19 protein-coding genes are annotated in these 21,944 nt (G+C 60.9%); 10 read left to right on the top strand and 9 right to left on the bottom strand.

The genetic code is table 11. From position 1 onward, the window contains the following. Positions 1-36: 36 nt before the first annotated feature. The 7 genes from folE2 to B7L09_RS17480 all read left to right on the top strand — a co-directional run bounded on the left by folE2 (position 37) and on the right by B7L09_RS17480 (position 6,184). Positions 37-933: a GTP cyclohydrolase FolE2 gene (gene folE2, locus B7L09_RS17510; protein ID WP_094469900.1), complete on the top strand. Its 897-nt coding sequence runs from the start codon at positions 37-39 to the stop codon at positions 931-933. Next, on the top strand, positions 930-1,598 hold the full coding sequence (locus B7L09_RS17505) for a metal ABC transporter ATP-binding protein (RefSeq protein ID WP_094469899.1): 669 nt from the start codon (positions 930-932) through the stop codon (positions 1,596-1,598). The genes folE2 and B7L09_RS17505 overlap by 4 nt, the downstream gene beginning before the upstream one ends. Then, on the top strand, positions 1,598-2,464 hold the full coding sequence (locus B7L09_RS17500) for a metal ABC transporter permease (protein ID WP_094469898.1): 867 nt from the start codon (positions 1,598-1,600) through the stop codon (positions 2,462-2,464). The genes B7L09_RS17505 and B7L09_RS17500 overlap by 1 nt, the downstream gene beginning before the upstream one ends. A gap of 11 nt (positions 2,465-2,475) precedes the next feature. Then, entirely contained in the window at positions 2,476-3,351 is an 876-nt protein-coding gene (locus B7L09_RS17495; RefSeq protein ID WP_094469897.1) for a metal ABC transporter substrate-binding protein, read from the top strand. Continuing rightward, entirely contained in the window at positions 3,348-3,908 is a 561-nt protein-coding gene (locus B7L09_RS17490) for a gamma carbonic anhydrase family protein (RefSeq protein WP_094469896.1), read from the top strand. The genes B7L09_RS17495 and B7L09_RS17490 overlap by 4 nt, the downstream gene beginning before the upstream one ends. Positions 3,909-3,910: 2 nt before the next feature. Next, positions 3,911-5,248 (top strand): dihydroorotase, encoded by a 1,338-nt coding sequence (locus B7L09_RS17485; protein ID WP_094469895.1) that lies wholly within the window; start codon positions 3,911-3,913, stop codon positions 5,246-5,248. 30 nt (positions 5,249-5,278) lie between these two features. Further along, entirely contained in the window at positions 5,279-6,184 is a 906-nt protein-coding gene (locus B7L09_RS17480) for a His/Gly/Thr/Pro-type tRNA ligase C-terminal domain-containing protein (RefSeq protein WP_094469894.1), read from the top strand. Between the two features lie 79 nt (positions 6,185-6,263). Here B7L09_RS17480 and B7L09_RS17475 read toward each other — a convergent pair whose 3' ends face one another. After that, the gene (locus B7L09_RS17475) at positions 6,264-6,785 is read right to left on the bottom strand and encodes a DUF3617 domain-containing protein (RefSeq protein ID WP_094469893.1); all 522 of its coding nucleotides are present in this window, start codon (positions 6,783-6,785) and stop codon (positions 6,264-6,266) included. Between the two features lie 131 nt (positions 6,786-6,916). Here B7L09_RS17475 and cls point away from each other — a divergent pair, with 131 nt between their 5' ends. Then, the gene (gene cls / locus B7L09_RS17470; protein WP_094469892.1) at positions 6,917-8,356 is read left to right on the top strand and encodes a cardiolipin synthase; all 1,440 of its coding nucleotides are present in this window, start codon (positions 6,917-6,919) and stop codon (positions 8,354-8,356) included. On the opposite strand, the gene cfaB is transcribed toward cls, so the two are convergent. The 5 genes from cfaB to hflK (B7L09_RS17445) form a co-directional block, all read right to left on the bottom strand. Continuing rightward, entirely contained in the window at positions 8,353-9,534 is a 1,182-nt protein-coding gene (gene cfaB / locus B7L09_RS17465; protein WP_094469891.1) for a C17 cyclopropane fatty acid synthase CfaB, read from the bottom strand. The genes cls and cfaB overlap by 4 nt on opposite strands. Before the next feature lie 215 nt (positions 9,535-9,749). Further along, entirely contained in the window at positions 9,750-11,660 is a 1,911-nt protein-coding gene (locus B7L09_RS17460; protein ID WP_094469890.1) for a cation-translocating P-type ATPase, read from the bottom strand. Further along, a complete protein-coding gene (gene hflK / locus B7L09_RS17455) occupies positions 11,657-12,715 on the bottom strand; it encodes a protease modulator HflK (RefSeq protein WP_094469889.1) in 1,059 nt (352 codons plus the stop codon). The genes B7L09_RS17460 and hflK (B7L09_RS17455) overlap by 4 nt, the downstream gene beginning before the upstream one ends. After that, positions 12,712-13,749 (bottom strand): protease modulator HflC, encoded by a 1,038-nt coding sequence (hflC, locus tag B7L09_RS17450; protein ID WP_094469888.1) that lies wholly within the window; start codon positions 13,747-13,749, stop codon positions 12,712-12,714. Before hflC ends, hflK (B7L09_RS17455) begins: the two co-directional genes overlap by 4 nt. Then, positions 13,746-15,704, bottom strand: coding sequence for a protease modulator HflK (gene hflK, locus B7L09_RS17445; protein ID WP_094469887.1), 1,959 nt, complete (start codon positions 15,702-15,704; stop codon positions 13,746-13,748). Before hflK (B7L09_RS17445) ends, hflC begins: the two co-directional genes overlap by 4 nt. A gap of 217 nt (positions 15,705-15,921) precedes the next feature. On the opposite strand from hflK (B7L09_RS17445), the gene lpdA reads away from it, so the two are divergent. Beyond that, positions 15,922-17,322, top strand: a complete 1,401-nt coding sequence (gene lpdA, locus B7L09_RS17440; RefSeq protein ID WP_094469886.1) for a dihydrolipoyl dehydrogenase — start codon at positions 15,922-15,924, stop codon at positions 17,320-17,322. 55 nt (positions 17,323-17,377) lie between these two features. On the opposite strand, the gene B7L09_RS17435 is transcribed toward lpdA, so the two are convergent. Further along, positions 17,378-17,851 carry an Lrp/AsnC family transcriptional regulator gene (locus B7L09_RS17435; protein WP_094469885.1) on the bottom strand — a complete coding sequence of 158 codons (474 nt, stop codon included), beginning with the start codon at positions 17,849-17,851 and terminating at the stop codon, positions 17,378-17,380. Positions 17,852-17,997: 146 nt separating this feature from the next. On the opposite strand from B7L09_RS17435, the gene B7L09_RS17430 reads away from it, so the two are divergent. Then, positions 17,998-18,627 (top strand): LysE family translocator, encoded by a 630-nt coding sequence (locus B7L09_RS17430; protein WP_094469913.1) that lies wholly within the window; start codon positions 17,998-18,000, stop codon positions 18,625-18,627. Positions 18,628-18,630: 3 nt separating this feature from the next. On the opposite strand, the gene B7L09_RS17425 is transcribed toward B7L09_RS17430, so the two are convergent. Both B7L09_RS17425 and B7L09_RS17420 read right to left on the bottom strand, forming a co-directional pair. Next, positions 18,631-20,748, bottom strand: a complete 2,118-nt coding sequence (locus B7L09_RS17425; RefSeq protein WP_094469884.1) for a hypothetical protein — start codon at positions 20,746-20,748, stop codon at positions 18,631-18,633. Next, on the bottom strand, positions 20,735-21,928 hold the full coding sequence (locus B7L09_RS17420) for a DUF3142 domain-containing protein (RefSeq protein ID WP_094469883.1): 1,194 nt from the start codon (positions 21,926-21,928) through the stop codon (positions 20,735-20,737). Before B7L09_RS17420 ends, B7L09_RS17425 begins: the two co-directional genes overlap by 14 nt. Positions 21,929-21,944 lie beyond the last annotated feature (16 nt).

Below are 21,944 nucleotides of genomic sequence, written 5' to 3'. Positions count from 1 at the left end.
AACATATGAAACCCCACTCCCACGACGGACCCGCTCATGAATGCGCTGACTCTGCCGGATATTGCCGCGCAGGCTTCACGCCAAGCTGTGCCGCTCGACTGGGTAGGCATGTGCGGCATCGCTCTTCCTGTGTTGTTCGATGGCCAACGGCTTAGCGCAAAGGCGGACGCCGGCGTGAGCCTCGATGATGGAGAAGCGCGCGGTATTCACATGTCGCGTCTGTATTTAGCGCTGGAAGCACTTGAGCAGGAAAACCTGACATCCGCCCTGTTGCGGCGAGTTCTGCAAAGTTTTCTCGACAGTCATGAAGGGCTGTCCCACAGCGCTTACTTAAAAATTGATGCGGATTTACTGATCAAAAGGCCGGCGTTGATCAGTCCGTTGGCCGGCTGGAAAACCTATCCAGTGAGCATCGAAGCGCGCCTGGAAAACCAGATGTTCCACGTGGAACTAAAAATTGACGTTACTTACTCTTCCACCTGCCCGTGTTCAGCCGCACTTGCCCGGCAGTTGATTCAGCAACAATTCATCGACGACTTCGCCAACAAATCGCTGCAACACGCCGATGTATTGGCCTGGCTTGGCTCTACCAAAGGCATCGTTGCGACACCTCACAGCCAACGCAGCAACGCACGTTTACAGCTGCGACTGGACGACTATCTGGATGAGCTGCCGCTGATTGCACTCATCAATGACGCCGAAGCGGCACTCGGCACTGCCGTACAAACCGCCGTGAAACGTGCGGACGAACAAGCCTTCGCCCTGGCCAACGGGCAGAACCTGATGTTCTGCGAGGACGCCGCTCGCCGTTTGAATCTGGCCTTGAAACGCTCCCCCGGCATCAACGCTTTCCACATACGCGTCGTCCACGCCGAAAGCCTTCATGCTCACGATGCCGTTGCCGAAAGCCGATGGAACTGGGTGACCGCATGATCCGTTGCCAGGCATTGCGCTGGGGTGCACCCGGTCAACCGCTCACGCCACCTGTGGATTTAGAATTGCCCAAAGGCAGTCTGACTGCCGTGATCGGCGCCAATGGCTCAGGTAAAAGCAGTCTGCTGAAAGTGATCGCGGGGCTGCAAAAACCCCTGGCCGGAAAAGTCAGCCTCGATATTCCACGCAAGGGCTCGCTCTCCTTCCTCCCTCAACAGCAACACCTCGACAGGCAATTCCCCATCAGCCTCCAGGAGTTGGTAGCCGCTGGTTTCTGGGGCAGCAAGCAATCTCCAGAGATACGCCGCCAACGCCTCAAAGACGTGCTGGAAGACTGGTGCCTGACGGGTTTGGAACAGCGCCCGTTGATGGCGCTGTCCGGCGGCGAACTGCAACGCGCCCTGCTCGCCCGATTGAGTCTTGCCGAAGCGCCTTTGCTGCTGCTAGATGAGCCCCACGCCGCGCTCGATGAGCTGGGCCAGACGCTGCTCTGGAAACACCTTCATAACTGGCACGCCGAAGGTCGAACCCTGGTGGTCGTGTGTCATGACCTGGCCGCCGTTCGCCAACACATTCCTCAAAGCCTGCTGATCAAAAGCAGCGGTTGCGTCCTTGGACCCAGTACCGAACTCATCCGCCAACCACCGCAAGCGCAGGTGGCTTGATGCTCGCTGCCACTCAACTTTGGCAACCGTTCCACGAGTTTGTCTTCATGCGTCGGGCACTCATCGGCGGGCTGGTCCTCGCTTGCAGCACCGCGCCGCTGGGCGTGTTTCTGATCCTGCGCCGCATGAGCCTGATCGGCGACGCCGTGGCCCACGGCATCCTGCCGGGTGCGGCCCTCGGTTTCTGGTTCGCCGGTTTGAGCCTCCCTGCACTGACCATTGGTGGCCTCGGCGCAGGCCTGAGCATGGCCGGCGTGTCAGCCTGGATAACCCGCCGCACCGGCCTGCGCGAAGACGCCAGCCTCGCCGCCATCTACCCCATCTCTCTCGCCGCAGGTGTATTGATTCTCGGCATTGCCGGCAAACGCCTGGACCTTTTGCACCTGCTGTTCGGCTCAGCACTGGCTGTCGATGAAACCACCCTGACCGGCATGCTCTGGGTGTCCGGCTTCAGCCTGATCGCCATGGCGCTGATCTACAAACCGCTGCTGCTGGACACCCTTGACCCACTGTTCCTGCAAACCGTCAGCCGCCTCGGCCCACTCGCCCACGGGTTATTCCTGACCCTGGTGGTGCTGAACCTGGTGATTGGTTTCCAGGCCATCGGCGCGTTAATGGTAGTGGGNTTGATGATGTTGCCGGCCGCCGCTTCGCGGTTCTGGAGTCGCCGTTTACCCGTCTTGATTGCGATTGCCGCCCTGCTCGGTTGCCTCTCGGTATGGCTCGGCCTATTGCTGTCGTTCTACTACTCGCTGCCCAGCGGCCCGGCCATCGTGCTGGTGGCTGGCGGTGGGTATCTGCTGTCCGTGGTCTTCGGTCCGGTGCACGGCTTGCTGCGCCGCCCGCCCTTGCTTACATCCCAATGAGGTGCTTTCCGATGCGCGCTTTACTCGTGCTGTTCAGTCTGATGCTGTCGATGTCGTTGTCTGCGGCGGAAAAACTTCAGGTGGTCACCAGTTTCAGCATCCTCGCCGACATGACCCATCAGGTCGGCGGCGACCATATTCAGATCACCAACATGGTCGGTTCTGATGCCGATGCCCACACCTACGAGCCGACCCCGGACGATGCCAAAGCCTTGCTCAAGGCCAGACTCATCATCAAAAACGGTTTAGGTTTCGAGCCTTGGCTGGACCGCCTGGTGACCAGCACCGAGGCCAAGGCCCCCGTCATCAGCGCGAGCCACGGCGTCATTCCGCGCTCCCTGGATGAAGACGGCGAGACCGTGCCCGACCCTCACGCCTGGCACAACCTGGCCAACACCGAGCTGTACATCAGCAACATCACCAAGGCGCTGATCGCTGCCGACCCGGCGAACAAAGCCGACTACGAACGCAACAGCCAGGCCTACCTGAAACAGATCTACGCACTGCTCGCCGAAGCCAAGGCCAAACTCGGTTCGCTGCCACCGGGCAATCGCAAGATCGTCACCTCCCACGATGCATTCGGATATCTGGGCCAGGCCTACGGCATTCAGTTCCTGGCTCCTCAAGGGTTGTCGACTGAGCGTGAACCATCGGCCGCCGAAGTCGCTGCGCTGATCACCCAGATCCGCAAGGACAAGGTCAAAGCCGTGTTCATGGAAAACATCAAGGACTCGCGCCTGCTCAAGCAAATCGCGGATGAAAGCGGCGCGCACATCGGTGGCACGCTGTACTCCGATGCGCTCGCCGCAACCGGTCCGGCGAGTACCTTCGCCGGACTGTTCGAATACAACCTCAACACCCTCTACGACGCATTGAGCAAACCATGATCCGCAAGAACCCCTCAGGCGATTTGCCACAAATTGCGGAGTCCGCCTACGTGGATAAAACTGCAATCATCTGCGGCAAAGTGGTGATCGGCGAGAACGTGTTCGTCGGTCCCTACGCCGTCATCCGCGCCGACGAAGTCGACGCCAGCGGTGCCATGGACCCCATCACCATCGGCGCCAACTCCAATATTCAGGATGGCGTGGTGATCCACTCCAAGTCCGGCGCGGCGGTGACCATCGGCGAGTTCACCTCCATCGCCCACCGCTCCATTGTCCATGGCCCCTGTTCCGTCGGCGACCGCGTCTTCATTGGATTCAACAGCGTGCTGTTCAACTGTGCCGTCGGTGATGGCTGCGTGGTGCGTCATAACTCGGTGGTCGACGGCCGTGACTTGCCCGCCGCCTTCTACGTGCCCTCCACCACCCGCATCGGCCCGAACACCGACCTGTCGCAATTCCCGCCGGTGAGTGTCAGCGCCTCGGAGTTTTCCGAAGACGTGGCGCGCACCAACGTCGACCTGGTGCGCGGCTACAAAGCCCTGCAGAACGAGTTTTGACCATGAGCAGCGTGCTGATTCGCAATGCCAGATTGGTGAACGAAGGTCGGGAATTCGAGGGTGATCTGCTGGTGAGCAACGGCCGGATCGTGAAGATCGCCAGCAGCATCCACGGCGAAAATGCCCACGTCGAAATCGACGCACAAGGGCAGTGGCTCGTGCCTGGAATGATCGATGACCAAGTGCATTTCCGAGATCCCGGGGCACCGGACAAGGGTAGCTTTTACACCGAATCGCGGGCCGCCGTGGCGGGCGGCATCACCAGTTTCATGGACATGCCCAACACAAACCCGGCCACCCTGACCCTTGCGGCACTCGCTGACAAGAAGCGTCGAGCGGCGATCAACTCCGTCGCCAACTACGGCTTCCACTTTGGAGTCAGCAACGACAACCTCGACACGGTTGCCGCCCTGGACCCGCGCGAAGTGGCCGGGGTGAAAGTGTTCATGGGCGCCTCCACCGGCAACATGCTGGTGGACGACCCACGGATTCTGGAACGATTGTTCGCCGAAGTGCCGACCATCCTGCTGGCCCATTGCGAACACACGCCCAGCATCGAAGCCAATGCTGCGAAAGTGCTCGAGCGTTTTGGGGAGCACATTCCCGCCGCGGTGCACCCGCAGATTCGCGATGCCGAAGCGTGTTTTCGTTCGTCCTCAATGGCCGTGGATCTGGCCAAGCGACACGGCACCCGCCTGCACGTTTTGCATTTGACCACCGCGCAGGAACTGGCGCTGTTCGAAGACAAACCGCTGACACACAAACGCATTACCGCCGAAGTCTGCCTGCACCATCTGCTGTTCGATGATCGTGACTACCTGAGCCTCGGCAACCTGATCAAGTGCAATCCGGCGATCAAGACCCAGGCCGATCGTAATGCCCTGCGCCAAGCCCTGATGAGCAATCGACTGGACGTCATCGGCAGCGATCACGCGCCGCACACCTGGGCGGAAAAACAACGGCCCTACCACCAAGCCCCGGCCGGCTTGCCATTGGTGCAACACGCGCTTCCTGCATTAATGGAACTGGTGATCGACGAAGTGCTGCCGATAACTACCCTCGTGGCCAAGACCAGTCATCGCGTGGCTGATGTGTTTGCCATTCCCGACCGCGGCTATCTGCGCGAAGGCTACTGGGCCGACCTCGTTCTGATCAAACCCGAGCCAGAAGGCGTGGCCGTTTCCAGGCAGCCGATCTTGTCGCAATGCGGCTGGACACCCTTCGCCCGCCAGCATTTTCGCCACAGCGTCAGCACCACGATCGTATCGGGGCAAATCGCCTGGCACGACAAACGTCTTAATGACAACTGTCAGGGTTTACCCCTACGGTTTATGCGCTAACGCGCGTTTATTGCACTCGAGAGCACCGACATGATTCACATCACCCTGAGCGATGGTTCATTGCGTGAATACGACCAACCGTTGTCGGTGTATGAGTTCGCAGCGAGCATCGGCATCGGGTTGGCCAAAGCAGCCGTGGCCGGTCGGGTGGACGGCGTTCTGGTGGACTGTGAATTCATGATCGAGGCCGATGCCCGGGTCAGCATCGTCACGCCTCAAGAGCCCGATGGGTTGGAGATCTTGCGACGCTCCTGTGCATTGATGCTGGCGGTGGCCATCAAGCAACTGCATCCAAAAGCACAATTGCACACTGGATCGGCGCTGGGTGATGGCTTCTTTTATGAGTTCGCGTTTGAGCGTCCTTTGAATCTGATCGACCTTGCCGGCATCGAAGCGCGCATGAGGACCCTGGCAGCAACCAACCATTCGATCCGGCGCCGAAAGCTGTCAACCGAATCGACGCCCCCGGAAAAGTCATTGACCTACCTCCTTGGGGACTTCGAGTGCATGTCAGTGGGGCCACATGTTCCCGCAACCCGGGTGTTGCAGGCATTCGCGCTCGATCACATCAGCGGTACCGCGCCACAACGGATCTATGGCACGTGCTGGCCCAGCCAACAGGAACTGGATGACTGGCGGGCGCCGCCGCACGTGATCATTGTCAGCATGGACGAGCGTCAGGCGGATTACGCACAGTCGGTGACCGAGGCGTTGCGCCGAGGTGGCGTGCGCGCTCGTTCTGATCTGCGCAACGAGAAAGTCCACCACAAGATCCGCGAGCACAGCCAATGGGTGCCGTATCTGGTGGTGATCGGGGAGAAAGAAAAAGAAGGTGGGTTTGTCAGTGTGCGCAGCCGTACCGGAGAGGATTTCGGCAGGATGGCTGTTGAGGCGGTGTGTGACTGGCTGAGGTCAACGGGCATTGAGGGTGTCTGAGCCGGCCTCTTCGCGGGCAAGCCTCGCTCCCACAGGATCTACATCGACCCAGTAGGAGCAAGGCTTGCCCGCGAAGCTGTTAAGCCCTCGGCTTGACCGTTCCGCAATCCTGACCCAGCCACACCGCACGAGTATCAAGGCTACCCTTCTGCTGAATGCCGGTCGCATTGAACGTGCCGTTGACCTTGGTGGTGAACTCACGATCACTGAGGAAGGTAGCGACACCCGCACCCTGCGCTTTCGGACAGCTGAAACGGAATTTCCACTGATTGCCGCTGCGCTCAGTGATTTCCTGTTTACAGCCCGATTGCGGATCCGTCAGTGGGATATTGTCCGACTTCACCTGCTCCGGCGTCAGACACGCGCGAATCCCCTTTCCGCCCATGGTGATGCCCTGCTTCTCCAGCTGCGCGCGCTGTTGCGGGGTCATCTGGCCCTGCAACTGACCGAGGATCAGCTGCAGGTCCGGCAGGTTCTGGTCATCGACCTTCATGTTGCTCGTGGTCAACTCCCACAAACCTGGCTGCAGCATCTGCGCCTGAGCGGCCACAGGAAGTGCTAAACCTAAAGCCACGGCCAAACCCAGCAGACGAACGTTCATCGAGTAACTCCTGATCAGTAGTGGCCGTTAGACGTCAGCCATAGGCTTCAGTTCATGGGCCAATTAAATAGCGACATTCTGCACGGAACATGGTCTGTTAAGCATTGAATCTTCAGGAGCAAGGCTGCCCCATGGATTACTTTGGACCGCACATTTTCGGCTACATGATTGCACTGCTTCATACGCTGGGCCTGATCGCAGCCATCCACGCGGTACTCACCGTCCGGACCGCCCAGGGAGCTATCGCTTGGGCCCTGTCGTTGATCTTCATGCCTTATCTCACGCTGATTCCGTACCTGGTCTTCGGCCGCAGCACCTTCGATGGCTACATCAAGGCGCGGCGCCAGGCCAACGAGGAAATGCGCAAGGCCATCTCCGAGCTCAACTGGCGGCCCTGGGTAGAAGAGGCGCTGACCGCACGCGCTTCCAACGCCTACGCGTCCCTGCGGGCGATGCCGAAACTGGGGCGCATGCCGTGCCTGGCGAACAACGAAGTGCGCTTGCTGATCAACGGCCAAGCCACCTTCGACGCGATTTTCGAAGCCATCGACAATGCGAAGGAAGCGGTGCTGATTCAATTCTTCATCATCCACGACGACCGTCTTGGCCAGCGCCTGCAAACCCTGCTGCTGAAGAAAGCCGCAGAAGGCGTGGCGATCCACTTGCTGTACGACCGCATCGGCAGCCATTCCCTGCCCCACAGTTACGTGCAGCCGTTGCGTGACGGCGGTGTCGAGGTCAAGGCCTTCGCCACCCGCAGCGGCTGGCTCAACCGCTTCCAGGTCAACTTCCGCAACCATCGCAAGATCGTCGTAGTGGACGGCATCACCGGGTTTGTCGGCGGGCATAACGTCGGCGACGAGTACATGGGCGAGAAACCACCGCTGGCGCCCTGGCGCGATACCCATGTGCAGGTNNNTGGCCCGGTCGTGGCATGCCTGCAGGAGTCGTTTGCCGAAGACTGGTTCTGGGCCGCACGCGAGCTGCCGCCGCTGATCCTGCCGGACGTGTATCCGGACGACGGTGTGCTCTGCCAATTGCTCGCCAGTGGCCCGGCCGATTCCTATGAAACCTGTTCGCTGTTCTTCGTCGAAGCCATCCATGCGGCGACAGAACGGGTGTGGATCACCAGCCCCTATTTCGTGCCCGACGAAGCCGTGTTTGCCGCGTTGAGACTGGCCGTTCTTCGAGGCGTGGATGTGCGGCTGCTGCTGCCCTCACGACCGGACCACCGAATCGTATACGCGGCCTCAAGCCTCTATGCCTTCGAAGCCGTGCGCGCAGGCGTGCGAGTGTTCCGGTACGNGCCNGGNTTCCTGCATCAAAAAGTGGTGTTGGTGGACAGCGAAATCAGCGCCATCGGCAGTGCAAACATGGACAACCGTTCGTTCCGGCTTAATTTCGAGGTGATGTTGCTGACCGTCGACAGTGCGTTTGCCGCCGAGGTGGAACAGATGCTCAACGATGACTTCGCCCAGGCCCACGAGATCGCCAAAGAAGAAAGCCGGGAGACCCGCCGCTTGCAACAGGTCGGCATGCGGATCGCCCGGCTTATTTCACCGATTCTCTAAAGGTAGATATCGTCGCGCGTCCATGGCAGTTCATGGCTGCCATCGGCGTGGGCTTTCACCGCGAGGATCTGGTGCAGGTTGATCCAGCCTCGGGCGAATGCATAAGCACATCCAGCCAGGTACAAGCGCCAGATCCGCAGCGCCTGTTCCGGAACCAGCCTGGAAGCGGCTTCCAGATTGTCCTCCAGGCGTTCGCTCCAATGGTCCAGGGTGCGTGCGTAGTGCAGGCGTAGACTCTCGACGTCGACAATCTCCAGCCCCGCTTCGCTGATCTCGGCGGAGATCATCGACAGGTGCGGCAACTCGCCGTTGGGGAACACGTATTTCTCGATGAAATCACCGGCGCCACGGCCGACAGGACGACCATCCGTGTGCTTGGCGGTAATGCCGTGGTTCATCACCAGGCCGCCTTCACGCACCGCGCCAAACAGGGTTTTGCAGTATTGCGCCAGGTTGGCATGGCCAACGTGTTCGAACATGCCCACGCTGACCACTTTGTCGAAGCGACCGTCTTGGGGCAGGTCGCGATAGTCGAGCAGTTGCAGTTCAATCAGATCGTCCAGGCCTTCGGCGGTCACCCGTTCACGGGCCAACGCCAGTTGCTCTTTACTCAGGGTGATCCCGAACACTTTCGCGCCGAACTCACGGGCCGCANANCGCGCCAATCCGCCCCAGCCACAGCCCACATCAAGCAAATATTCACCCGGTTGCAGCCTCAGCTTGCGGCACAGGTGACGGAATTTGGCTTGCTGGGCTTGCTCCAGCGTTTCGCTGCCGGTCTCGAAATAGGCACAGGAATACGCCATGTCGCTGTCGAGCCACAGCTGATAAAACGCGTTGGAAAGATCGTAGTGGTAGGAAATCGCCTTCGCGTCGGTTTCCTTGTCGTGGACGGTGCGCACGGGATGACTGTCTTGGTCACCGAGTAATGCCTGGCTCCATTCGTCGCAGACGCGAATCACGTCGCTGATGGAGCCTTCGAGTTCCAGCTTGCCTTCGACAAACGCCGCTCCGAGCGCGTCCAGGCTTGGATGAGTAAACTGGGTAACCATTTGTGGGTCCTTGACCACAATAGTGACGCTGGGCGTCGGCCCCAGGTTGAATTCATGGCCGTCCCAGAGTCGCAGGCGTATCGGTAGCTTGAGATTCTGTAAGGCCGGTGGAAGTGGCGCGAGCATGANAAGTCCCCCTTGTTTCAGACGTCTGATGTGAGGGTAGACCATCTTGGAAAAATAGCTGGCTATCGATTAAATAGCGTTTTTCTATAACTCGCGGCGCTTAAATCAGCCGTCGTGAGTCCACAAAAGCAGATGGTCCTCACCCTAGATGACTACAAACTTGATGCACAGTTCTAAAAAGTTGGTTTTGCCCCATAGCCTTGGATTAGAGGCGTTCAAGCCTCGTCTTTGATTTTCAGCAATGGCTCTTGAAAGCGCAGCAGACGCCCCGCGTTACCGAGCACCAACAACGTACTGAGGTTATGCAGTAACGCTGCAATCATCGCCCCCGCAGCACCGAGCCAGCCGAATGCCGCGAATGCGACAATCGCCAGGGTCCATCCCAGGCCAATGATCACGTTGACCTGCAAGGTCTGCCGACATTGGCGACTCAACCGGACACAGGTTCCGAGGCGACGCAGGTCGCTGCCGATCAACACAATGTCCGCCGACGCCAGCGCGATGTCCGCGCCACCCGCGCCCATGGCGACCCCCACGACGCCGGCCTTGAGTGCCAGCGAATCGTTGATGCCATCCCCGACCACCATCGGCCGGAAACCGTTGTCGATTTCTGTCAGCACGCGGTTGAGTTTGTCCTCAGGCAGTGCCTGCGCTTCAACATCGCTGATGCCAACATCCCTTGCCAGCGTGTGCGCGACGCTGTGCCGATCGCCCGTAAGCAACAGCTGACGGCCCAAGCCCAACTCTCTTAATTCGCTCAAGGCAAAACGCGCCTCAGGTTTGACACTGTCGGCCAGCAACAGCCAGGCCAGGAATTCACCGTTGAGTGCCAACCCGGCAATCGGGCCATCGTGTTCGGGAACCGCTGAAGTGGCGATGCCCAGTTGCGCGAATAGCTCTGGACGGCCCAGCGCTGCCTCGCCCTGCTCCGTCATCGCGACCACGCCCAGGCCCTGGCGCTCGTGGATGTCCGACAGCAGCAGAAAATGTTCCTGCGTGACCAGACCGGCGAGTGCACGGCTGACCGGATGACTGCTGGCCGAGCCGAGGCTGGCAGCGAGTTTCAACACGTGGCTGCGATCCTCCAGCGGGCTCTCGATGGACTGCAAGCGCAAGGTGCCAAACGTCAGCGTGCCGGTCTTGTCGACCACCAACGAGGTCAGGTCCGCCAGTTCCTCCAGAAACGCGGAGCTGCGAATCAAAATCCCATGGCGCGCCGCCACCGCAATCCCGGCAATCGCCGTGGCCGGTGCCGACAGCACCAAGGCACACGGGCACGCCGCCACCAGCACGGCGAGCATCGCCTGGGCGTCATTGGTNACAAACCAGGTCACCGCCGCCAGCAGCAACACCAGCACCATATAGCTGCCGGCGTAGCGTTCGAGCAAACGGGTGATCGGCGGCTTCGAACGCTCGGCGCTTTGCATCAGGGCAATGACTTTACCGAGGGTCGATTCGTTGCCGGTGCGTGTCACTTCGATGCGCAACAGACCGTCGAGGTTGATCGCCCCGCCAAAGACCTGCATGCCGACGCCCGCCTCGATCGGCACCGACTCACCGGTAATTGATGCCGTGTCGAGACTCGCCTGACCGGACAACACCCGACCATCGGCCGGCACTCGGTCGCCCGCCCGTACCTCGACAATGTCGCCGGTTTTAAGTGTGCCGTTGTCGACTTCGACGATGGCACCGTCCGCCTGAACCTTGCGAGCGTGACTGCGGGTCAATTTACCGAGGGCGCGAATCGCTTCCTGGGAGCCGATCACGCTGCGCTCTTCCAGCACATGGCCGAAGATCATGATGATCGGCAGCAAGGCGGCGGTCAGCAGGTCACCCGTCGCCCAGGCACCGAGCATGGCGAGGGCGATCAACTGATCGGTGATCCCGTGCAGACTCGGGTAGCGCAGGCTGTACCAGGCCGAACGCATCACCGGCACGGCCACCAGCAACGAAGCAACACCGAGCAGTAATTGGCTGACACCGTTCTGATCCGGCGACAACCAGCGCCAGATCAACCCGAGGCTGAGCAAGCCAAGGGCAAGCATGGCCAGGGTCAATTGGCGTGCAGCGCTGCGTTGTTCAGCCGAGGACAACAGGCTGGGTGCGGCGGCGGTTGGGGTGGTCATTGCGCTGCTCCCTGAATGATCAGGCGGGAATCATCTTTCGGATTGACCGTCGTTACCGAGCCGGCCTGGCCGAGAATCTTCGGCATCCGCTCGCGGTAGATACGTAGCAACATTTGCGGGTCAGTGCCCTGTTGTTGCGCTTGGGCCAGGCTCAACACCGTGGCCGTATCAGCCGAAGCTTTGGCCAGTCGTTCGCTCGCCTGAGCGTGGGCGACTTGCAGTGTCCGGTCGCCTTGTTCATTGGCGGTCTGGGTCAGTTTCTCGGCCTCGGTGCGCGCATTGGCGACGGCTTTGTCGGCTTGCTGGCTGGCGGTCAGCACCGCATTAAAAGCGTTCACTGCCGGGCCGGGCAGACTCGATTGCACGTCGACTCGCGCCACTTCGATACCCAGCCCCTGTCCCGTCGTGGTCAGCTCGGCCAGACGCTGATTGATGCCCTGCACCAAATCACCGCGCAGACGTTCGCGACGTTCTGCCGCCTGATTGTCGCTACCGATCAGTTCCGGTCGCGCCACCAAAATGGTGTCCAGGTCTCGCGCGGCAGTCAGGGCAACAGCGCTGCGCGTGACCANTCGATCCAACGCCGGCAGCACATGCTCGCCCTGCAGCACAAACGCGTAGGGTTCGGTGACCTTGTAAAACACCCGCACATCCAGCTGCACCACACCGGCATCGCCGGTCAGCAGGTANCCCGACCCAGCGAGGGCATCGCTCAACGGTGTCGCGAAGGATGCCACCCGATCGGCCTGCAAGGCAGCATCGCTACGAAGCAGATTTTCCACCCGACGCTCGATTACCCGATCAGCTGCCGGCAACAAAATCACTTGTTCAAAGGGGCGCGGCCAAGCCAACAGCAACCCGGCATTCTGGATGCGATCCAGCGCGCCGAAGTGCAGGACCACCGCCCGATTCTGAGGATCAATCTGCCGCACATTGGAGAATGCCCAAGCTAACGCAGCCAGAACTGTCACGCCGTAAAGCGCCAAAAAAGCCAATCGCCCAGCCTGAATCCAGGGGCTGCTTAACTCATGTGTTCCACGTGGAACTAAATTCATGGCTGCGACCCGGACTTGTTATCGAGGGTCGGCGGACCGTCAACCAACACCCGAAAAGGTGCGGCATCGGTGCGCAATATCAGTTTGGTTCCCGGGGTGACGATCGTTCCCAAGGTATCGAGGGAGCGCAGCAAGTTATAAAGCTGTGGCGAACCGGCGTAGGCACGGCCGTAAATCTGTGCGGCTTCGACACGGGATTGGGCTTCGATATCGGCGGCTTTCACCGTCGCATCGGCCTGCACAATTCGCGCATCACGCTCGGCGGCAGAGCGGATCTGCGCCGCTTCACGCTTACCGACAGCGGTGCGTTCAGTGGCAATGGTTTCACGCTCGGCGCGCATGCGATCGACGGTGGCGGTGAGCGTCACCGACGGCAGGGTCAAACGCTCGATGCCCACTTGCAGCACGCGAACGCCATACGTGGTCAGCAACTGCTGATCGATCTGTTTACGCAACTGCGCTTCGAAGTCGGCAATGTGCACCTGATTGGCATCGGTGTTCACCAGGTTGGCCAGATCGAAACTGCTCGCAGTGGTTTCCAGTGCCGAGCCGACGAACGTGCGAATCTGCCGCGCTGCTTCGTCCGGCTGGTTCTGCACCGCGCGCATAAAGCGCTGCACATTGTCGGCATCGCCCTGCACCTGCCACGCCACATAGGCCTGCACGATGATCCGCAGACCGTCGCGGGTACCCACATCCTGCAAACCGCTGGAGGTAGTGCGCAGGCGCAGGTCCACCGGGATCGCGGCTTCGAACGGTGCCGGCCAGCGCCAGCCCAGGCCCGGCTCCAGCAGCACCCGCGACGGGTTGCCGAACCGCGTAATCACCGTGGCCTCCCCCGAACGAACCTGCACCAGACTCGCTGCCGCGATGGCGAATGCCACGAGCAACGCCGCCCACCCCATGCGCCGCCACGGGAATGGACCGGCTTCCTGCGGATCACCGTGATGATGGTGGTGACCGTGGTGATGTCCGCCATGTCCGTGATCGTGGCCGGCGTGGTCGTCATGATCGTGAGTGTGCGACTGGCTCAATGGGCAGCTCCTGGCTGAGCACTGTTGCGCGGCGACACAGGATCGGCCGGCAGCGTGAAGGTACGTAGGTCGATGGTCGGCGCATTGCTGTTGCCGCCCAGACGATGATCGAGCACCAGCAATCGGGCGTTGGCCAAGCCTTGCGTGAGTTGGCTGAAATACTGTTCCAGCAAGAATGCCTGGCCGGCGCTGGCATACGCTTTTTGTTCGGCGGTGAATTTCAGATCAGCCGCCTTGGCGGTGGAATTGATTTCATGCGCACTGGCCGTCGCCTGATCGCGGGCGATGCTGGCCTGCAATTGCGCCTGATTGGTCGCCTCTGCTGCCGCCCCGCGCTCACGCGAGATCAATGCCTGGGCACCAATCTGCGCCGCCTGTACCCCGTGATAAGCGTTGGCTGCACCGGCTGGCGGATGGATCGCCTCGACCACCGTGGCGAGAATTTCCACACCGCTGTCGAGCTTCTGCAGATCGGATTGCACGGCGCGGCCGGTCTCTTCGGCCAGCCCTACCCTGTCCTCGCCGAGCAAACCATCGAGGGTCCGCGAGGCAAAGTCGTGAACCAGAATCCGGCTGGCGGTGCTGCGAATCAGCGTCGGTACATCGGCGCTGTTGTACGTCGCGGCCAGCGCCGCTTGATCGGTCAGACCGATGCGGTAGACAAAACGCACGTCCATGTTAACGATCTGGAAGCTCTGCTTGTCGCCGCTGCTGCTGGCGATCACCTGGGACTTGTCATTCACATGGCTGGCATCCCACAAGCGATTGGCAATCACCGGCGCAGGCCCTTCTGCTGGCTCCAGAACGATCGGCGCCGATGTTTCGCCAACACTTGTTGCCAACTCGTGAACCACGCCGTTTTCAACGTTCAGAACCCGGCCCAATGGCCACGGCAAACCGGCGTGCAAACCAGGACCGAAGACTTCCACCGGTTTGCCGAACCGCTCATAGATGCCCCGCCCTTGCAGGGGTATTTCGTGAACGCCGGTGAGCGACCACCCGACAATCGCCACTACCGCCATCACCGGCAAAAACGCCCGGCGCATATAGGTAAACGCCCAGATCTGGCGCAGGTCGATGCCGAAGCGGTTGTGCAGTTCGTGCTGCAAAGCGAGCAAGGGTTGTGGCGGCCAGCGCAGCATGTCGGCGACAACACTTCGCGCCAATAACGTTGGTTCCAGTTGTTCACGGCGAGGGCTGAATAGCGATAACACCGCACGTAGCAGCAACTCGACCGCGACCAGTCCTGGCAGCATGCCGATCAGCACCGCCAACCGCGCCGGCCAAACTGAGGTTTCGCTGCCGAACAACAGACATAAAGCGCTTAACACCAGGCAAATGATCGCCACTCGGCTCAGTTGCGCCAACTGCCCCGCTTCTGGCCATTGGGCGACGTTTTCCTGGGCGAGCTGACGCTCAAGCACCAGCAAACCAAAGGCCAGCAACAACGACAGCGCGGCGCCAACGCTCGCTGATAATCCCAACGCAGCAGGCGGCAACGCGAGGTTCCAGAACTGACTGATGCTGAAGATCGTCAACAGCGCCCAACCAGCGAGCCAGAGGGTCGGCGCACCGATCTGCCCAAGCATGCGCACCCAGCGCTGACTGAGCCGCTCCAGCAGTCGCTCATACCAGCCTTCGGGAGCAACGGTTTCATCCGAAACCACCACTGGCAGCGGTGGATTCATCGCTTGCGCGCGCCACTGAGTCACCCACCATGCCGATTGCAGGCCGGCAATCAGCACCAGCAAACCGGCGCCCTGATTCACCAGCAACGGGGCCCACAGCGACAACGGCGCAAACAGCCCGACAAAAAACGCCAACACCAACCCGACCGCCGCCAAGGCACTCAGGCCGATGGCGAACTGACGCAATCGCCGCCCTTGAAAAACCGCCTGCTGAAAGCGCGGCAGCCCGGCTACCTGCGTTCCATCGACTTCGAGATCGAGTTGCATACCACCCCAGTGCTTATCATTGGCCACATCGCATTTCGTTACCATATAACGAAAGTAGTGAAATTTTTGTACTAAATCGCTCTATCTAAAGATGCCCAACCTGTCGCCTTGCTGAAGCCTTGACCGAAATACCCACAAACGCACATATTACGTCCGTAATTTTAATCAAAGACTACGGTTATCCAGCCCATTCCCCTTTCAGTCCAGGAGTACATCCATGAGCACTTATGACGTCGTGATACTGGGCGGTGGCCCCGGCGGCTACAACGCAGCGATCCGCGCAGGCCAACTGGGCCTGAAAGCGGCGTGCGTGGAAGGTCGGGCGACGCTCGGCGGCACCTGCCTTAACGTCGGCTGCATGCCCTCCAAGGCGCTTCTGCATGCCTCGGAACTCTACGACGCGGCCATGGGCTCGGAATTTGCCAACCTGGGCATCGAGGTCAAACCCACCCTCAACCTCGCCCAGATGATGAAGCAGAAAGATGAAAGCGTGACCGGGCTGACCAAGGGCATCGAATTTCTGTTTCGCAAAAACAAAGTCGACTGGATCAAAGGCTGGGGCCATATTGACGGGCCGGGCAAAGTGACGGTGACCGACAGCCAGGGCGGCAAGACCGAACTGAGTGCCAAGGACATCATCATCGCCACTGGCTCCGAGCCCACTCCCCTGCCCGGCGTCGAGATCGATAACAAACGCATCCTCGATTCCACAGGCGCATTGTCGCTGGCCGAAGTGCCGAAGCACCTGGTGGTGATCGGGGCCGGCGTCATCGGCCTGGAGCTGGGCTCGGTGTGGCGGCGCCTGGGCGCTCAGGTGACGGTGGTCGAATTTCTCGACCGGATCTGCCCCGGCGTGGATGGTGAGGCGGGTAAAACCCTGCAGCGTTCGTTGAGCAAACAGGGCATCAGCTTCAAGTTGAGCTCGAAAGTCACCAGCGCCACCACCTCGGCAAACGGCGTCCAGCTCAGCGTCGAGCCCGCGGCTGGCGGCACCGCCGAGCTGATCGAAGCCGATTACGTACTGGTGTCCATCGGCCGCCGGCCTTATACCCAGGGCCTGGGGCTAGAGAACGTTGGCCTCACCACTGACAAGCGCGGCATGCTCGCCAACAAGGGCCACCGCACCGAAGCTGCGGGGGTGTGGGTGATCGGCGACGTCACGTCCGGGCCGATGCTCGCGCACAAGGCCGAAGACGAAGCCATGGCCTGCATCGAGCAGATCGTCGGCAAGGCAGGCGAGGTCAATTACGACTTGATCCCCAACGTCATCTACACCAAGCCTGAATTGGCCAGCGTCGGCAAAACTGAAGAGCAGCTCAAGGCTGAAGGCCGTGCCTACAAGGTCGGCAAATTCCCCTTCACCGCCAACAGCCGGGCGAAGATCAACCACGAGACAGAAGGCTTTGCCAAAGTGCTGGCCGATGAGCGCACCGACGAGATTCTCGGCGTGCACCTTGTGGGGCCGAGTGTCAGTGAAATGATTGGTGAATATTGTGTGGCGATGGAGTTCAGCGCATCGGCTGAGGACATTGCGTTGACATGCCATCCGCATCCAACGCGATCCGAGGCGTTGCGTCAGGCGGCGATGAATGTGGAGGGGATGGCGACGCAGATGTAAGCCAGCCTGCCAGATGATCGCTCCCACGCAGAGCGTGGGAACGATCCTGCTCGGTCTAAAGCGGCAAATGCCCCAACGGCAACGCCCCCGGCGTCTTCACCGTGTGAATCGCAAAGTTGCTGCGGATGTCGCTCACGCCCGGCAATTTCAGCAGTCGTTCCGTGAGAAAGCGGTCATACCCGCGCAAATCCGGCACCACCACTTGCAGCAGAAAATCCGATTCCCCTGACACCAGGAACGCCGAAATCACCTCCGGCAGTGCCGTGACGGCCAGGCGAAAAGCTTCGGCCTGCTCATCGTTGTGGCGCTCAACCTTGACCCCGACAAACACCGTCAGCCCAAGCCCCACTTCGTCACGATCAAGATTGGCCTGATAGCCGCGAATCACGCCGGCCTCCTCCAGCATCCGCACCCGGCGCAAACAGGGGGAGGCGGACAGACCGATCGCATCAGCCAGTTGCACATTGCTCAGGCGGCCGTCCCGTTGCAGCGCNNCGAGAATCTTTCGGTCGTAGGCATCCAGTTTCATGGCTTGGTAGATCCTGATGGTTTGTTCGTCACAAAGTGGCAGGTTATGCCAATTCCAAAGCGTTTAGAAGCTGACTACGCAAGCACCTGCCCCACCCTTGAGCCCTAGACTGACGCTACCGAATCGACAAACGAATGGGGTGCAACGTGGAAGGACTCTGGCTGTTTTTCATGGCGCTGGCGGTGGTGTATCTGTTGCCCGGCCCGGACATGATTTTGCTCCTGCAAACCGGCGCCCGTCAGGGCAAAGGCGCGGCGTTGGCAACGGCGGTGGGCCTGGGCATTGCTCGTGGTTGTCATGTGGCGTTGGCCGCGTTGGGGCTGGCGGCGCTGTTCAAAGCCGCGCCGTGGACCTTCGACGTGGTGCGCCTGGCGGGGGCCGCTTACCTGCTGTGGATCGGCATTCAGTGCCTGCGAACCACGATGTTGCCGAACCTGAATGGCGGCAACACCCCCCTCGAACAACCTCGATGGCAAGACGCAATCCAGCGCGGCTTGCTGACCAACCTGCTCAACCCCAAAGCGTTGCTGTTCTGCTCAGTGTTATTGCCGCAGTTCATCAACCCTCACGCCGGACCGGTGCTCGCGCAATTTGCGGTATTGGGCATGCTGCTGGTCGGCACCGGTTTGCTGTTCGACAGCGCCTACGCCTTGACCGGCGCCGCACTCGGCCGCTGGCTGCAACGCAGTCCCTCGGCCCAGCGCCTGCAACAGTGGTTGTTCGGCAGCTTGTTGATCGGCTTCGCCGTGCGGCTGACCTTTGTTCAACAGGCCTGAGCCTTACTGCGCTTTACGGCGGCGCCGGTTGATCAACACCAGCGCCGCGGCCGTCACTGCGATAACACCACCGATCTGCAACGGCCACTTGTACGGCCGCAGCACCGAACGGGCGGCGTCAGTCGCCTGGGTGACATAACGTTTGCTGGCATTCTCGAAGTCGGGACACGGGCACTGGTGGCCGAAATCCCCCGCCCAAGCCACATAGGGCCCTTCTTTGACATAGCGCTGGTACAGCGCACTTTGGTCTTCAAGGCTGCTGTTCCACCCCGCCGCCGAGCACAACACGGCAGCAAAGGCCTGGCTGGTGTGAGGCAGGTTATCGGCGGCGCGACTGGCCAAGGCCGTGGCGACGAATCGATAGTGGTAGCGCTCGTCAGGCTTCGCGGCACTGGATTGCTGGCGCTGGACTTCACTTTCGGCCACCAATGGGCCGACCTTCAGTTCAGTCGTCTCCAGGCTGTAATTGCCGCCAAACGTGGCGTAGTCCGGGGCCATTTCATAACCCAGAATGTCCATGCCCCAATCGCGCGCCGTCCAGGCAGCGTTGAACAGGGCGGCGGCGCGTTTGGTCGGCCACCACGCCGCATCGGCCAACTGCCGCTGTTGCGCATAAAACCGGGCTTTTTTCTGTAGATCGGGATTGTCGAAGTACACCAACGCTTCGTCGTAGCGCTCCTCGCGCAACAACCGACGCCCGAGCAGATTGCGCAGTTGCGCCGCCACCGGCAAGGGCACGTAGTTGTCACGATCCTGCTGGCTCAGCGCTGGCGGTGCCGGCACTTGAGTGTCGACGTAATGCTTGAGCTCATCGACGGTCAGCACCCGCTCGGCAACGGTCGCGGCATCGAACCAATAGATACTTTGGCTGCGATAAAGCTGATCGAACGCTTGCAGGTAATCCCCGCGTTGCAGCGCCAGGATCGCGCTTTCACCCTCGACCCGGCACTTGGGCTGCAGGCTTTCGAAATCATAGTCAGGCGTGCGTCGCTCGCCCCACGACTCGTTCTGCGGGAAGGCCTGGGCCGCCTTGGCATACGCTGCAGCCGCTGCGCTTTTGTCACCCTCACGCAACGCCAGTTTCGCCCGCAGCCACCACGCCAGACCGCCGTCCCCGGCATGCTCAAGGAACGCTTTGGCGCTAACGTAATCACCCTGTTGATAATTCATCGCCGCCAGTCGGTCCGCGTTGTCCAGACTGCCGCGGGTGCTGCTTTGCAGAAGTTTGATCAGCTTCAGTTCGTTCGGCGGTTGATCACCGAATGACCAGCCCAGGCGACTGATCAGCGACGCCGTCACCAGTTGCTGCACCGGTTTGCCCTTGAGCAACTCGGTCAACTGATCTTCAGGCATTGCCAGCAGATCCGCCATCAACAGCTTCAGCGAGGTGTAACCCACTGCCGAGCCGTGACGATTTTGCGTGGCGTACAGGTTGATGGCGCTGTTCCAGTCGCCAGCGGTGCGCGCCACGCGGGCCTCCTCGCCGAGGCTGGCGACACCCAGTTCCAGCGGGTCGCTGTAGCCGTCGATACTCAGCTGACGGGCCTGCTCGAAGGCTTTGCGCGACTGTGCCAACAGGTCAGGCGCTGCGTCTGCTTCAGCGCTCTGGGCAAACAGCGTCCGGCCCAATGAATAAGCGGCCCAGGTGCTGCGCAATGCGCGTTGATCCGCTGGCAGCGCCAGCACTTTCTGGAAGTACTCGGCGGCCAGCGCGTGATCACCGGCGTTGAACGCCACCGCACCCGCCAGATAGAACCGAAGCTCGGCCGGCAGGCTCGCGCCTTGGGTCTCGACTTGATGGGCATCGGTCAGCACGCGCAGTTGTTTGACCAGGGCTTGCTGCTCCACCGTCAACCCGGCCTGTTCGGCCTTGTCCCGCTGCTCGGCGTAGTCGGTCAACTCCATGCTGTAAGGGGACGTCGCAACGTTCTTGAGCCCGGCGATCACATGCCCAAGGCGATTGATCTCGAATTGGAAGTTGCCTTCCGGCAGCTCCGCCAGCGACTGGGCGCGGTTGTCCAGCAAGCGCATCGGAAAGTCCGGCCCGCAGGCCATCGCCGAACCCAGCGGCAGACTAAGGCCCAGGCAAAGCAAATGGCGGAGCCAGTTACGGGTGAACATTCGAACCTCCTTGATCAATGTGTGCGCAGCGTGCCCAACCGATGGCGCGCTGCTCGCCGGCCGGTATCCGGCCGTCGCGCAAGCGGGTGAAGGTAAGCAGATCCGGGCTTTGTTGCAACGCATAACCGGCCAGCGCATCGGCGCCATCGCAGCCGCGAACCGCCAGTGTCACGCGTTCGGGCCAAGCGTTGTCGAGATTGCCTTGATTGCTGACGCTGATGTCATAGAGGTCGTCTTGCGCGATGAGTTTCACACTCAAGCGACTGTCGAGCGAATCTCCGCGAACCACGGCCCTCAGCGTGTTCAGGCTCCAGGCCCGGCGATCACCCGCCAGCGGCAGGCGAAACCAGATCAGGCCGGCCAGATGCGCCGGTGGGTCGGCGCGTAGTTCGGCGGCGAGAGTGCTCAGCTGCAAGGGGTCCGCCAGCAATTCCTGGCGTTTACCGGTGCGCTCGATGGGCACTTCGCTTTCCACGACTGGCGCACCGCTGGTGCCCGGCAACAGGGCCACGCCATAGGCGGGCAGTGCGAGGTAAAAGGGTTTCGAGGTGATGCGGCCCCAGGCTTCGGCCCATTGCCGGGCCTGATCGGGGTCAAACAAGCCGCGACGCGGATCGCTCACCGCATGCACCTGCAACACGCTGCTGTCGACGGTCGCCAAGAGTGCCGGCAATTCAGGGCTGTCGAGCCAGGCCGGCAATGCAGTGATGCTTAACGGCAAAGCGGCGGGTAAAACCGCGCGCAGGTGGGTGAGAAATTCGCGGTAAGCCGGTAGCCGGGCGCTACCGGCATCGTGGTCGACTTCCACGCCGGAGAGCGTTAGCCCCTGCCCTTGCCAATCGCTGAGCACTTGCTGGATCTGCGCCGTGACGTCGCCCTGATCCAGCGCCTTGAGTTGGCCATCGAGACGGATCACCGCAATCAGCGGCCGGCCATCGCGTTTAAGCAGCGCCGGATCTATTCGCGCCCGGCTCCAGCCCGCCTGAGGAAACGCCTGCAAGGCCAGCACCCGCAAGGTCGAAAAGTCCGCGCGACTATCTTGCAGGGCGGCGTCATGGGCTGACGTCCATTGCCGCTGCCAGACGTAGAGTTGCTGATCGAGCGGCGGCGCGTCTGTTTGCTCGCAACCGTTGAGCAGCGCCAGAGCAACAAGCAGGACAGAAAGACGAACTAACAACATGAAATCCCTGATCCTG

The sequence above is a fragment of the Pseudomonas mandelii genome (genome assembly GCF_002251635.1).
GTDB classification, from domain to species: domain Bacteria; phylum Pseudomonadota; class Gammaproteobacteria; order Pseudomonadales; family Pseudomonadaceae; genus Aquipseudomonas; species Aquipseudomonas mandelii_B.
This window is presented reverse-complemented; position numbering and strand designations above follow the sequence as displayed.